Origin of the sequence: Microbacterium xanthum, assembly GCF_034531355.1 — a bacterium.
Lineage (GTDB): Bacteria > Actinomycetota > Actinomycetes > Actinomycetales > Microbacteriaceae > Microbacterium > Microbacterium xanthum.
In genome coordinates, this window is the sequence record NZ_JAWHUE010000001.1 from 1 (window position 1) to 13760 (window position 13760).

12 protein-coding genes are annotated in these 13760 nt (G+C 70.6%); 3 read left to right on the forward strand and 9 right to left on the reverse strand.

All coding sequences use genetic code 11. The features are described from left to right. Positions 1-387 precede the first annotated feature (387 nt). Positions 388-1716, reverse strand: a complete 1329-nt coding sequence (locus RZO50_RS00005; protein ID WP_322597669.1) for a M20/M25/M40 family metallo-hydrolase — start codon at positions 1714-1716, stop codon at positions 388-390. Between the two features lie 83 nt (positions 1717-1799). Here RZO50_RS00005 and RZO50_RS00010 point away from each other — a divergent pair, with 83 nt between their 5' ends. Together RZO50_RS00010 and RZO50_RS00015 are read left to right on the forward strand one after the other, a co-directional pair. After that, positions 1800-2783, forward strand: coding sequence for a Gfo/Idh/MocA family protein (locus tag RZO50_RS00010; RefSeq protein ID WP_322597670.1), 984 nt, complete (start codon positions 1800-1802; stop codon positions 2781-2783). Positions 2784-2802: 19 nt separating this feature from the next. Then, complete coding sequence (locus RZO50_RS00015; RefSeq protein ID WP_322597671.1) at positions 2803-3657, forward strand: NYN domain-containing protein; 855 nt, start codon at positions 2803-2805, stop codon at positions 3655-3657. 67 nt (positions 3658-3724) lie between these two features. Here RZO50_RS00015 and RZO50_RS00020 read toward each other — a convergent pair whose 3' ends face one another. The 4 genes from RZO50_RS00020 to RZO50_RS00035 form a co-directional block, all read right to left on the reverse strand. Next, the gene (locus tag RZO50_RS00020) at positions 3725-5242 is read right to left on the reverse strand and encodes an ATP-dependent DNA ligase (protein ID WP_322597672.1); all 1518 of its coding nucleotides are present in this window, start codon (positions 5240-5242) and stop codon (positions 3725-3727) included. After that, entirely contained in the window at positions 5236-5670 is a 435-nt protein-coding gene (locus RZO50_RS00025; RefSeq protein WP_322597673.1) for a DoxX family protein, read from the reverse strand. Before RZO50_RS00025 ends, RZO50_RS00020 begins: the two co-directional genes overlap by 7 nt. A 54-nt stretch (positions 5671-5724) precedes the next feature. Then, positions 5725-8265 (reverse strand): ATP-dependent Clp protease ATP-binding subunit, encoded by a 2541-nt coding sequence (locus tag RZO50_RS00030; protein ID WP_322597674.1) that lies wholly within the window; start codon positions 8263-8265, stop codon positions 5725-5727. Positions 8266-8380: 115 nt separating this feature from the next. Beyond that, a complete protein-coding gene (locus RZO50_RS00035) occupies positions 8381-8836 on the reverse strand; it encodes a DUF3817 domain-containing protein (RefSeq protein ID WP_322597675.1) in 456 nt (151 codons plus the stop codon). A 67-nt stretch (positions 8837-8903) separates the two neighbouring features. Between RZO50_RS00035 and RZO50_RS00040 the strand changes: the two genes are divergently transcribed. Further along, entirely contained in the window at positions 8904-10007 is a 1104-nt protein-coding gene (locus tag RZO50_RS00040; RefSeq protein WP_322597676.1) for a class I SAM-dependent methyltransferase, read from the forward strand. 3 nt (positions 10008-10010) lie between these two features. On the opposite strand, the gene RZO50_RS00045 is transcribed toward RZO50_RS00040, so the two are convergent. Genes RZO50_RS00045 through RZO50_RS00060 form a run of 4 tightly spaced genes read right to left on the reverse strand, consistent with a single transcriptional unit; the run spans position 10011 to position 13758 of the window. After that, positions 10011-10400, reverse strand: coding sequence for a DoxX family protein (locus RZO50_RS00045; RefSeq protein ID WP_322597677.1), 390 nt, complete (start codon positions 10398-10400; stop codon positions 10011-10013). A gap of 36 nt (positions 10401-10436) precedes the next feature. Further along, the gene (locus RZO50_RS00050; protein ID WP_322597678.1) at positions 10437-11939 is read right to left on the reverse strand and encodes an ABC transporter ATP-binding protein; all 1503 of its coding nucleotides are present in this window, start codon (positions 11937-11939) and stop codon (positions 10437-10439) included. Next, entirely contained in the window at positions 11936-12712 is a 777-nt protein-coding gene (locus tag RZO50_RS00055) for an ABC transporter permease (protein WP_322597679.1), read from the reverse strand. The genes RZO50_RS00050 and RZO50_RS00055 overlap by 4 nt, the downstream gene beginning before the upstream one ends. A 59-nt stretch (positions 12713-12771) precedes the next feature. Further along, positions 12772-13758, reverse strand: coding sequence for an ABC transporter permease (locus tag RZO50_RS00060; RefSeq protein ID WP_322597680.1), 987 nt, complete (start codon positions 13756-13758; stop codon positions 12772-12774). Between the last annotated feature and the right edge of the window lie 2 nt (positions 13759-13760).

Here is a 13760-nt window from a genome sequence, read left to right on the forward strand (position 1 = left end):
AAAAAAGTGGCCGAGGTTATTTGGCATTTGACAAGTGCACGCTGTTGAGTTCTCAAAGATCGGATGCACCAACCAGCCCACAACCAAGCAGGCCCAGAAGGGCAACTTCACAAACATACCCCATCCCCACCACACCCGCAACCCAGCACGCTGTCACACGCACCAGAAAGGAATGCACCCGATGAAGGAGAGGAACCCATCCTAGACCCGAAAGCCACAGCCCTACAAGAGAGCCACATTCAGAGGGGGTGGTCCGCTACTTGAGGGGGCGGGGCCTTCCGGCCGCTCCGCTCTCCCCTTTGGGGCGAACAACAAGAACATTACGCACAATCCCCCCACCCAGCAAACCCAACCCACACCCCGGGCGTGTCGCGAGAGCGGTTCCGGTTAGGACGCGGTGAGAAGTGCCCGGTAGAAGCCGATTCCGCGGGTCCACACGTCGATCCGGATGCGCTCGTTGTGGGAGTGCAGGGCATCCCGCTCCCCGCGCGTGAGGTGGAAGGGGGTGAACCGGTAGACGTGGTCGCTGAGCGAGGTGAACCATCGACTGTCGCTGGCGCCGAGCTGCAGGTACGGCGTGGTCACCACCTCGTCGCCGAGCGAATCCCCCACTGCCTGCGCGATGCGCCTCCACGCCTCGCCTCGCCACGGCGAGACCGGCGAGGGCTCTGAGGCATGACGCACCTCGATCTCGATGCTCGGATCGGCGATCACCCTCCGCATCCGTGCCGTGACCCCGGCCACGGAGTCGCCGGTCAGCAGTCGCACATTGACGGCGGCGCGCGCCGTCGTGGCCAAGACGTTCTCTCCCGGCGCCCCGCTCAGTTGCGTGGTCACCGCCGTCGTCCGCACGATCGCGCGCATCTCCGGCCCGAGTGCGCCGAAAGCGCGCACCACCAGCGGCGCGGTGAGACCCAGATGGGAGAAGATCGCGCGGAGCGGCTGCGGCGCGTGCGGAGCGACCGTGGCGAGCATCGCCCGCACCGGAGGCGCCATCCGCACCGGGAACGGATGGCGGTGCAACCGGTCGATCGCCCGCGCCAAGCGGGCCGTCGCCGGTCGCCGAGGCGGCGTGGAGGCGTGCCCGCCTTCCTCACGCGCGGTGAGAAGCACCGTCATGATGCCCCGCTCGGCCACCCCGACCATCGCGGTGGGAACCGCGAGCCCCGGTATCACGCCGTCGACCACCGCTCCGCCTTCGTCGAGAACGAGCGCCGGGCGCACCCCGCGTGATGCGAGGGCCTCGACCATCGCCGCAGCCCCGTCGCCGGCGGTCTCCTCGTTGTGCCCGAACGCCAGATAGACATCGCGCGCCGGCGTGAACCCCTCCGTGAGGAGAGTCTCGACGGCCTCGAGGATCGCCACCAGCGCACCCTTGTCATCGATCGCGCCGCGCGCATGGAGGGCAGCGTCGCGCCCCTCGCCGACCACGGTCGGCACGAACGGATCGGTCTCCCACTCCTCGTCGACGACCGGCACCACATCCTGGTGGGCCATGAGGACCAGCGGATCTTCCGCGACGGCGCCCCTCCAGCGGTAGAGACGGGAGTACCCGGCGACGACCTCGCATTCGAGCAGGTCGTGCACCCGGGGGTACAGGCGCTCGAGCGCATCGGCGAAGTCATCGAACGCGGCCCAATCGGTGGCCGTCTCGTCCGCGGACGAGACGGTGGGGATGGCCAGGAGCTCGCGGAATCGCTCGAGGGAGGATGTCACCCTCCGAGCGTATCGGTCGCGTCCGGCCGACGGCCGCGTGGCCGTTGTCGAAGGCGTCGTGCGCTCCCCGATACAGTCGAGGCATGACCGGACTTCGTTGGGGAATTCTCGCCACGGGTGGCATCGCCCATTCCTTCGCCCGCGACCTGCGCACGGCAGGTCTCGATCTCCAGGCGGTGGGATCTCGCCGACCCGAAGCGGCTCGGGCCTTCGCGGAGGAGTTCTCGATCCCTCGCGCACACGCGTCGTACGAAGAGCTCGTCGCCGACCCGGACGTCGACATCCTCTATGTCGCCACTCCGCACCCGATGCACGCCGAGAACGCCCTGCTGGCCCTCGAGCACGGCAAACACGTGCTCGTTGAAAAACCCTTCACCCTCACCGGCGCCGAGGCGGTCGCGGTGCGTGACGCCGCGCGCGCGAGGGGGTTGCTGGCGATGGAGGCGATGTGGACCCGCTACCTCCCGCACATGATTCGGGTGCACGAGATCATCGCCGCCGGCACCCTCGGTGAGATCCGCGCCGTCTTCGCCGACCACACCCAGCGCATCTCAGCCGACCCCGGGCACCGTCTGAACGCCTTGGAGCTCGGCGGTGGCGCACTCCTCGACCTCGGCATCTACCCGGTCTCCTTCGCATGGGACGTGCTCGGCGCCCCCGAGTCCGTGAAGGCGACGGCGCGCCTGGGCGACACGGGCGCCGACACCGAGGTCGCCACGATGTTCACGCATGCCTCCGGCGCCGTCTCGACCACGCTGTCCGCTTCGCGCAGCGCAGGACCGAACACCGCGCACATCGTGGGCACCGAGGCGCGCATCGACATCGACCGCGTCTGGTACACCCCCACCTCGTTCCGGGTCACGGGCCCCGACGGCGCCGTGATCGAGGAGTTCACCTCCGACGTCGAGGGACGGGGGATGCAGTTCCAGGCCCTCGCCGCGGAGGAGATCATCGCCTCCGGCCGCACCGATTCCGACCGCCTGCCCATCGACGAGTCCGTCGCGATCATGCAGACTCTGGACGAGGTGCGCCGCCAGATCGGGTTGCGCTACCCGCAGGAGCACTGACCCCGGATCGAGGAGCCCCATGGCCGACCTGCAGAGCGAACGCGTCGCCGTCTACATCGACTTCGACAACATCGTCATGTCCTGGTACGACCGCGTGCACGGACGAAACGCCTACTCCCGCGACCGCCAGAAGATCATGCAGGATCCGACGGCGGAGGAGATCGCCGGCCGCCTGTCGGCGGCCACGATCGATGTCGGAGCGATCATCGACTACGCGGCGTCCTTCGGCACGCTCGTCCTCACCCGTGCCTACGCCGATTGGTCGTCGCCGGTGAACGCCGAGTACCAGACGCAGCTCGTGGCTCGCGCGGTCGATCTGGTGCAGCTGTTCCCCGCGGCCGCGTACGCCAAGAACGGCGCGGACATCCGCCTGGCCGTCGACACCGTCGAGGACATGTTCCGGCTCGAAGACCTCACCCACGTCGTGATCGTCGCGGGCGACAGCGACTACGTGCCGCTCGCGCAGCGCTGCAAACGGCTCGGCCGCTACGTCGTGGGCGTGGGAGTGTCCGGTTCGACGGCCAAATCGCTCGCGGCGGCCTGCGACACCTTCGAGGCCTACGACACGCTGCCCGGGGTCACCGCACCGTCGGCCGACACGGCCGGCACGCGCAAGAGCCGCGGACGCAAGAAGGCGGTCGACCCGGGTGCGGACCTGCTGGAGCGCGCACTCCGGCTCGAGAACGACAAGGAGGCGGCCGAGTGGCAGCACGCCTCAGCGGTGAAGAGTCTCATCAAGCGCCTGGACCCCTCCTTCAGCGAGAAAACGCTCGGCCACAAGAGCTTCACCGATTTCGTCAAGGCGCACCCGAAGGTCGCCGAGATGGACGAATCGGGCAACATCGTGCTGATCCGGTTGGCCGCCGACCGCTGAGACCGTTCACGTCCGCGCCGGAATGGCGAGCGCGCCGCACCGGTCGGCCGCCAAGACCCCGTCGCCTTCACTCCCGCAGCAGCGTTCGGAGCGTTTCGATCGTGTCGCTCTCGGCGGCGGGTTTGTCCGGTCGGTACCCGCGGACGCGCGCGAACCGCAGCGCGACCCCGCCGGGGTAGCGGGTCGAGCGTTGGACGCCGTCGATCGCGATCTCGACGACCGCGTCCGGACGCACGCGGATCCCCGCCTTCGTCCGCTCCGTCTCGCGCGATCGGAAGAGGTCGGTCTGCCAGCGCAGGGTCTCGTCCGTGAGCCCCTTGAAGGTCTTGCCGACCATGACGAACCCCTCCTCCGCGCCCCGCAGGGGATCGCGTGCGCCGAGGTGGAGATTGGAGAGCAGCCCCGCTCGTCGACCCGAGCCCCACTCGACCCCCAAGACGACCAGGTCGAAAGTGAGCACCGGCTTGACCTTCACCCACCCCGTGCCGCGACGACCTGCCGAATAGAGGCTGTCGACCGCCTTCACGACCACCCCCTCGTGCCCGGCGGCGAGCGCCTCCCGCCAGACGTCTTCAGCGGCGTCGGGGTCCGAGGTGATCCGCCCGGGCACATGCCACCGGCCCGCAACCCGGGCGAGCGTCTCTGCGCGCCGCTCGAGCGGATCGTCGAGCAGATCTCGACCGTCCAGGCGCAAGATGTCGAAGAACCACGGCTGCAGCGCGATCTGCGCAGCCGATTCCGATCCGAATCGCGCCATCGTGTCCTGAAACGGCCGGGGTGCACCCGCGTCGTCGAGGGCGAGGGTCTCCCCGTCGAGGATGACCTCGCGGGCGGGAAGCCCGCGGACGACCTCGACGATCTCAGGCACCCGCCGTGTGATGTCCGCGAGGCTGCGCGTGAAGACACGCACCTCGTCGGCGGACCGGTGGACCTGAATGCGCGCGCCGTCCAGCTTGTACTCCACCCGCGCTCGCCCCGTCATCCCGAGAGCCAGAGAGACGCTGGGCGCGGTCGCAGCCAGCATCGGGGAGACCGGGCGGGAGACCTCGAGCGTGACCGCATCGAGGTCCGCAGCCGACCCTCCGAGCGCGATTTCGGCAGTCTCCCCCAGATCGCCGGTGAGCATCGCAGCCCGACGCACCGCGGCGACGGAACGGTCGCCGGCCGACGCGATCGCGTCGGTCAGCACCCCGTCGAGTGCGCCGGTGCGCAGCTCGCCGAGGATCACGCGGGATACGAAGTCCCATTCCGCTGCGGTGCACGCCGTAGCGAGCGCCTCGAGCACGGCGGTGCGCCGTGCTCCCGACCCGGCCCCCGAGGTCGCGGCCAACCGGTCGAATGCGGCATCCACGTCCAGGACCGTCAGCGCCGAGCGGGCGGCATGCTCGGTACGCGGCCGGGAGAGCGTGCGCCAGCCCACCCCCAGCCGGCCCTGCCTCGGCGAGGCGGTCAGCCAGCCCACGACCGCCCGGAGTTCCCCGATGTCGGCGCGGTCGAGCAGTCCGGCGAGGACGGACACCTTCCGCGAACGCGACCGGGTCGCTCCCAGAGCGTCGGCGGCCTCGACGACCTCGTCGATCAGCATCCGCGCTGCCTTGTCGCCCAGAGCGCCCAGGCCACCAGCAGCGGTTGCAGGAACAGCCTCCCGAGGCGAGCACGGTCGGTCGCCAGACCCGGAGCAGAACGGCCGGTCCGCCACTGGTGGACGTTCCCGGGGAAGACCGCGACGAAGAACGCCGCCACGAACCCGCCGACGCGCGCGCGATCGGCCGGGAAGATGACGAGAGCCGCAGCCGACAGGACTTCGACGGCGCCGGATGCCACCACGATCAGGTCCTTGTCCGTTCGCAGCAGTCGTGTCGCCCAGTCGGGAACGACGATGCGGTATCCGCGGCGACCCCAGGTGAGGTGGGACAGACCTGCGGCAGCCAGCAGCGCGGCCATGCCTGCACGCGCCGCGGTCCGCGCACGCTCACGGCGCGGCTGCGGGATCTCGATCCGGCGGCGTCTCATGTCTCGAGCATGCCCCATCCAGAGCCTGTCGGGGCCGGGACGGGGCACACCCGGTCAGGCGACGAGGGGGGCGACGCGGCGCGCGGAAACGCGAAGTCCTGTGTCGTCGGAGTCGACGGTGATCGTGTCGCCCTCGACGAGGTCGCCGGAGACGAACAGGTCCGCCACGCGGTCCTCGATCTCGCGCTGGATGACGCGCCGCAGCGGACGAGCCCCGTACTCCGGTTCGTGCCCGAGTTCCGCCAGACGCGCGACGGCCGCGTCGGTCACGTCGAACCCGATCTCGCGGCTCGCGAGGCGCGACGACGTCGCCGTCAGCAGCAGACGGACGATCTGCTGCAGGTGCGCGGCCTCGAGCTTGCGGAACAGCACGATGTCGTCGATCCGGTTCAGGAACTCCGGGCGCATCGCCTCGCGAAGCTTGCCCATGACCCGGTCGCGTAGGTCCTTCTCGGAGCCGAATCCGGTCGCGCCGCCCCCGTCTGGCAGGAAGCCGATGGCCCCGCCCCGGGACGCGAGGAATTCGGATCCCAGGTTGGAGGTCATGACGATCACGGCATTGCGGAAGTCGACGGTGCGACCCTGACCGTCGGTCAATCGTCCGTCGTCGAGAACCTGCAGCAGCAGGTTGAAGACGTCCGGGTGGGCCTTTTCGATCTCGTCGAAGAGGACGACCGAGTAGGGGTTCCGCCGCACACGCTCCGTCAGCTCACCCGCATCGTCGAACCCGACGTAGCCGGGAGGGGCGCCGACCAGGCGCGAGACCGTGTGGCGTTCGCCGAACTCGCTCATGTCGAAACGCACGACCGCCCGGTCATCGTCGAACAGTGAGCGCGCGAGCGATGTGGCCAGCTCGGTCTTGCCGACCCCGGTGGGGCCGAGGAAGAGGAAGGAGCCGACCGGTCGCCGGTGGTCGCCCACGCCGGTGCGGTTGCGGCGAATCGCCCGCGCGACGGCGGCGACGGCGTCGTCCTGCCCGATGACACGCTCGTGAAGCTCGTCTTCGAGTGCGCCCAACCGCTCCCGCTCCGACTCGGTCACCCGGTTGACGGGGATCCCGGTCGCACGGCTGACGACAGCGGCGATGTCGGGCTCGTCGACCACCCCGGCCATCTGCCCGCCCGGGGCGGCCGCACGGTCGATCTCGGCCTGCACCTCGGCGATGCGGTCCCGAAGGAGGGACGCCTCCTCGTAGTGCTCGGCGGCGACGGCCGCGTTCTTCTCGGCCTCCAGGGTCGCCCGGCGCTCGACGAGGGCCGTCACGTCGAGCGCCGGCCCCCGCGCGAGTCGACGCCGGGCTCCGGCCTGGTCGATGAGGTCGATGGCTTTGTCGGGCAGCACGCGATCGACGAGGTACCGGTGGCTCAGCTCGACCGCTGCGCGGATGGCCGCGTCGGTGTAGGTGATGCCGTGGTGATCCTCATACGCGGGGGCGACCCCCGCCAGGATTCGAACGGCGTCTTCGACGGAGGGCTCACCGACCCGGACGGGCTGGAAGCGGCGTTCCAGCGCGGGGTCCTTCTCGATGGTGCGGTACTCCTTCAGGGTGGTGGCTCCGACCAGGCGGAGCTCGCCGCGGGCGAGTCGGGGCTTGAGGATGTTGCCCGCGTCCATACCGCCCTCCCCGCCACCGCCGGCTCCGACGACGGTGTGCACCTCGTCGATGAACACGACGAGGTCGTCACGGTGCGCTGCGACTTCGTCCATCGTCCGCGTCAGGCGCTCTTCGAAATCACCGCGGTACCGCGTACCCGCCAGCATGGCGGGCAGGTCGAGGAGGACGACGCGGGTGTCCGCGAGCTGCCCCGGGACCGAGCCGGCCGCGATCGCCTGGGCGATGCCCTCGACGACCGCCGTCTTGCCCACACCCGCTTCGCCCACCAGCACGGGGTTGTTCTTGGTGCGGCGGCTCAGGATCTCGATGGTCTGCTCGATCTCGCCGTCACGCCCGATCACGGGGTCGAGGGCGCCCTCGCGCGCCTGGGCGGTCAGGTCGGTGCCGAACCGATCGAGCATGGGGGTGTGCGAGGGGTCGGTCTCTCCTCCGGGAGCCGTTTCGGGATCACCGGCGACCGTCTCGCGGACTTCCTGGGTGAGGGACTCCGCCGTGACGCCGGCTCGGGAGAGGATCTGTCCCGCCGGGGTGTCCTGCGCCAGGACGAGCGCGAAGAAGAGATGCTCGGGATCGACATAAGTGGACCCCGACGATCGCGCGACCTGGTACGCGTGGAACAGCGCCCGTTGAACCGACGGTGTGATGACGGCCCCGTCCACCGGCGCCGCCGCGGTGGCGGCCGGGAGTCGCTCCTCCGCCGCTCGGACAATGGCGCGCGGATCTGCCCCGACGCGCTCGACGGCGTCCTTCGACGGGGAGCGGTCCACGAGCACGCGCAACACGTGCAACGCATCCAGTTCCTGCTGCCCGCGCTCCAGCGCGTAGCGACCCGCCGCCTGGAGGATGTGCTGCGTCGCGGCACCGAGGAACCGGCTGAGGTCGATCGACCGCTCCGCGCGGGCGCGCTCGCCCGCAAGGTAGCGCGCGAGGAACTCGTCGAAGGCGCTCTGGCCGTCGTCGGGGGTGAAGTCTTCGGGCATTCCCGCTCCTTGCATCAAAGATGAGTCACGTGCGCTCAAGATTAAGAGTTGAGCGATCGCATATCAACTTCAACGTCGACGGGGCGATGCTATTCCGCCGAAGCCCGAGAGATCGTCATTTTCCGCCGGGAGGGCCGAGGATCAGCAGCACCACGAAAATCACGGCGACCGCGGCGACCAGCAGCAGAGCGAGCACCCACGGGCGCCGCAGGAACCACCGCATCAGGGGGTCGTACCACCGGTCGGCCTCCGGGCCCGGGTCCAGCCGCCAGGGCCCCTCCAGTCGCCCCGATCGGTGCAACCAGATCTCGGTGGGGACGGTCGCGTACGGGATCACCGCGCTGACGACGGCCACCGCCGTCGGCCCGAACGCCCACCGCTGGTTCATCGCCACCAGCAGCGCCGTGGCCCCGTAGGAGAGAAAGACGAACCCGTGGATCCCGCCCCCGATCGTCACCGCGATCGACAGGTCGAGGGTCGCTCGGAGGATCAGCCCGGCGATGAGCAGCGTCCACGAGACGACCTCGGCGAAGGCGAGGATGCGGAAGAGCGATAGCGGAGTGCGGAACACGGGTCCTCCAGTCGGGTCGCCCCCAGCCTAAGCGGGAGGAGGGGGCCGCACGGGCTACCGTGGGACGGTGCACCCCGAGCTCGACCGCCTTCGACGGCGTCCCGATGTGGAGGCGCCCGGATTGCTCGCGGTCGACGCCGCGGACCGGCTGATCCTCGACGCGTCCCTGGACGCACGCCGCACCGCCGGGGCTGGTCAGCTGTGCGTGATCGACGACGCGTACGGCGCCCTGACAGTCGGATCAGCACTCGCCGGGGCGGAGCAGATTCGCGTGCATCAGGATGCGGTGACCGGGGAGCGCTCCCTCGCCGCCAACGCCGCCGAGCTCGCACCGTCGGCCTCGTACCGCTCCCTCTCCCTCTCGCGCGAGCTGGTCCACGGCGCGACGGTGGTCCTGCTGCGCCTGCCCCGCTCGCTGGAACGACTGAACGACCTCGCGGGGATCATCGCCGCATACGCCGACCCGGATGTCACCGTGTTCGCCGGCGGGCGCATCAAGCACATGAGCGTCGCGATGAACGACGTGCTCTCTCGCCGATTCGCCCGGCTGGACATCACGCACGCCCGCCAGAAGTCGCGCGTCCTCATCGCACGGGCGCCTCGCGACGGCGCCGACCCCTCACCGCGACGCGCGCTGCACGATGGGTTGACCGTCTGCGCCTACGGCGGCGCCTTCGCCGGAGCCTCGATCGACGTCGGGACGCGCCTGCTGTTGTCCCACCTCCCGACGCCGCGGGAGACTCCGGCCATCGACATGGCGTGCGGGACCGGCATCGTCGCCGCCACCTGGGCGAACCGTTTCCCGGAAGCCCGCGTCATCGCGAGCGACCAATCGGCCGTCGCGGTCGCCTCGGCCTGGGAGACGGCGGCCGCCAACGGCGTCGCCGACCGGGTCCAGGTGATGCGCGACGACATGCTCGGTTCGCAGCCGGATGCGTCGGCGGACCTGATCGCGCTCAATCCACCGTTTCACTCCGGCGCGGCCGTGACCGATCGGATCGCGCCGAGGATGTTCGCCGACGCAGCCCGTGTGCTCATGCCGGGCGGCGAGCTGTGGACCGTGTGGAATTCCCACCTGGGCTATCGGGCCGCACTCGAACGCACGGTAGGGCCGACCCGCCAGGTGGCGCGCAACGCCAAGTTCACGCTCACCGCGTCGACGCGTCGCTGACGCTCACCGCCGCGGGTCGCGCGTGCACCACAGGGCCCAGCACACCAGCACGGGCTGGAAGAACAGCCTCGCAAGGCGCTTGGCATCGGTGTCCAGACCGAAGCCGTCACGGCCGCGGGTGAACTGCTCGACGTTGCCGGGGAAGATCGCCGCGAAGAATGCCGCGAGAAGAGCTCCCACCCGTCGTCGCGAACCCGGGAGCGCCACCAGAGCCGTCCCGAACATGACCTCGACGACGCCGGAGGCCACGACGACGGCGTCCTTGTCGAGCCCGGTCTTCTCGACCGCGAAGTCGGGGACCTGCGCCTGAAACTCCTTTCGCGCCCAGAAGAGGTGACTGATGCCCGCGAACACCATCGCGGAGGCCAGAAGCCAGCGGGAGAAGGTCCTCATGCTCCGATGCAACCATGCCGCTGCGGACCGCGGCGGTCACATCGGCGGCGCGGCGGCGATCAGTTCGCCGGTGAACGGATCCTTCGGCGCGGCGAGCACCGCCTCAGTGTCACCGTGTTCGACGACGCGTCCCGCCTTCATGACGACGATCCGGTCACTGACCCGTCGGATCACAGCCAGGTCGTGCGAGATGAAGACCATGGCCAGCCCCTCCCGTCGCTGCAACCCGATGAGCAGATCGAGGATGTCTCGCTGGGTGGTCACGTCCAGGGCCGACACCGGCTCGTCGCAGACGAGCAGTCGCGGTCGAGCAGCCAGCGCACGAGCAATGGCCACACGCTGACGCTGCCCGCCGGACAGCGCCGCCGGTCGACGGTGCAGCACCTCCGCACCGAGTCCGACATCGGCGACGAGCTCTTCCGGTGAGCGACCCGATGTCCCGGCCGCCGTTCGAAGGATGCGCTCCACCCGCCACCGCGGATCGAAGGAGCCGAGCGGGTCCTGCGGGATGAGCCGGATCCGGCCCGCGAGACTCGTGCGGACCTCTCCCCCGTCGGGCCGTTCGGCTCCGACCAGGATCCGAGCGAGGGTGGATTTCCCGGATCCCGATTCTCCGACCACCCCCACGACCTCGTTCGCGCGCACCGCGAGGTCCACATCCGCCAGGGCCGACATTTCTCCACCGGTCGGGAGGCGATATCGCCGCGTCAAGGCGGTTCCGGACAGGACGCTCGGTCCGGCATCGACCCGACCCGATGAGGGCTTCGCTCCGCGCGGCACGGCATCCCGCAGCGCGCGCGTGACGGCGTGTCGCGGTGCCCGCCAGACGTCATCGACCGTTCCCACCTCGACGACCCGCCCCGCATCGAGTACGACGACACGGTCGGCGACCCGACGCACCGCGTCGAGGTCGTGGGTGATCAGCAAGATCCCCTGTCCCTCGTCGCGCAACCGCGCCAGCAGCGCCAGGACGCGGGCGGCGACGGTGGCATCCAGCGCCGTGGTCGGCTCGTCGGCGATGAGCAGCTCGGCGCCTCCCGCGAGGGCGGAGGCGATGAGCACCCGCTGCCGCATGCCGCCGGACAACGCCTCCGACCGTTGCCCCAGCCGGGCGCGGGCATCGGGCAGCTCGGCCTGCTCGAGCGCCTTCACAACGCGGTCTCGCCGCTCCCGCCGCGGCACACCGTTCACCGCCAGGACTTCCGCGACCTCCGCCTCCACCGTGCGCAGCGGATCGAGCGACTGGAGCGCATCCTGCAGCACCAGCGCGACCCCGCCGCCGCGCAGCGCACGCCATCGCCGCGCCGTCGCCCGCCGCATGTCCTGACCGTGGACGTCCAGCACCCTCGCCGAGACCTGCGCGCCCGGTTCGACCTGCGTGAGCCCGAGGAGCGTCCGCGCGAGAACGGATTTTCCCGCCCCCGAAGGCCCGACGATCGCGACACACTCCCCCGCGCCGACGGCGAGGTCCACATCGTCGAGCACCACTCCGGATCCCGGCATCGCCACCCGCAAGCCGGCCACCTCGAGGACGCTCATCGCTCGCCCCCGCTCGACAGCCGGCGCCCCACCACCGTGAGCACCAGCGCGGTGACGACGATCGCGAGCCCCGGGAACACGGTCATCCACCACGCCGAGGTGATGTACACGCGTCCCGCGTTGAGCATGGCGCCCCACTCGGGCGAGGGCGGCACCGCTCCCAGACCGAGGAAGCTCAGGGCGGAGACCCACACGATCGCCTGCGCGACGCCGACCGCCGCGATCGAAGCGAGCGGTGCGAGTGCATTGGGGAGGATGTGCCGTGTGAAGACCGTGCGGGCGGATGCGCCCTCGAGCCGCGCGAACCCGACGTAGTCGCTGCGGACGACCGTGCGTACGCGAGCCCGCAGCACACGCGCGTAGCCCGGCGCGGTCGCGGCGCCGATCGCGATCACGGAAGCGGCCACCCCGGGTCCGATGATCGCGACGAGCAGGAGCGCCATGACGAGGGTCGGCAGGGCGAAGAGGACCTCGATGATGCGGCCCAGCGCCGCATCGAGCCGGTCCGGACCGAGTCCGGCCGCGAAGCCGAGCACGAGGCCCGCCCCCACGCCGATCGCCGTGGCCGCCAGCCCGACTCCCGCCGACGCGGCAGCCCCGTGGACCACACGCGTGTAGATGTCGCGTCCCGACTCGTCCGTCCCGAACGGATGACCCCAGCGCGGCGAGAGGAAGGCCTCCGTGGGCTGGATGGCGAGGGGGTCGCCCGGTGCGAGCAGTGCCGGCCACAAGACCGCCACCATGATCAGGCCCAAGACACCCGCCGCAACCATGCCCCCTCCCCCGAGTCGGGTTCGCAGCGCCGTCGCCCCGACACGCGGCGCGGGCGCCATCACGAACCGACCGCCACGTCGGGGGCCCGCAGGAGCCGCGGATGACGGCCGCGCAGGCGAGGATCGATCACGAGTTCGAGCGCGTCGGTGATGATCACGACGGCGACGTAGAGGAGCGCGACGACCACGACGGCACCGATCACGAGCGGCACGTCCCGCTGCATCGCCCCGTCCAACAGGAGGCGGCCCAGGCCCGGGCGTGCGAAGAGCGACTCGACCACGACCGCACCGGAGATCAGGCTGCCGAATGCCCAGCCCGACAGGGCCAGCGCGGGCAGCACGGCGTGGCGGAGGGTGTGACGCAGACGAAGCCGGATCTCCGATGCCCCCCGCGCGCGCACCGTCGTGGCGAAGGGCGCCCGGTCGGCCTCCTCGAGCGATTCTCGGAGGACGAGCGAAAGGAACCCCGCGATCGGGATCGCCAGGGTCACCACCGGCAACACGAGCCCCGCCGGGTCCAGACCGGCGCTGGTCGCCGGCAGCACCCCCCACCCCGCGGCGAAGACGAGGATCAGCACCGCGCCGAGCCAGAACTGCGGGGTGACCGTCGCGATCACCTCCACGCCGCGCAGCAGACCACCCAGCGGCCGTGCGGCACGACCGCGCGCGGACGCGACGATCACGACGCCGACCACCGCCAGCGCCCACGCCAGGAGCAGGGAGAAGAACGCGAGGACAAGGGTGGCAGGCAGCTGCGCGGCGACGAGGTCGAGGACCGGCTGCCGCCTCGCGTACGAGTCGCCCAGCTGAAGAGTCGCGATACGCCAGAGCTGCGACAGGTACTGGACCACGAGCGGCCGATCCAGCCCGTACGCCTCGCGGGCACGGTCGGTCGCCTCTTCGCCGGCCTGCGAGCCGGGGCCGCCCAGGATCGCCTCGAGCGGGTCGCCCGTGGCTCGCAGCGCGAAGAAGACGATCGTCGCGACCAGCCAGACGACCAGGATCGCCCGCGCCAGTCGCGCTCCGACCCAGCGGACGACCCTCACCC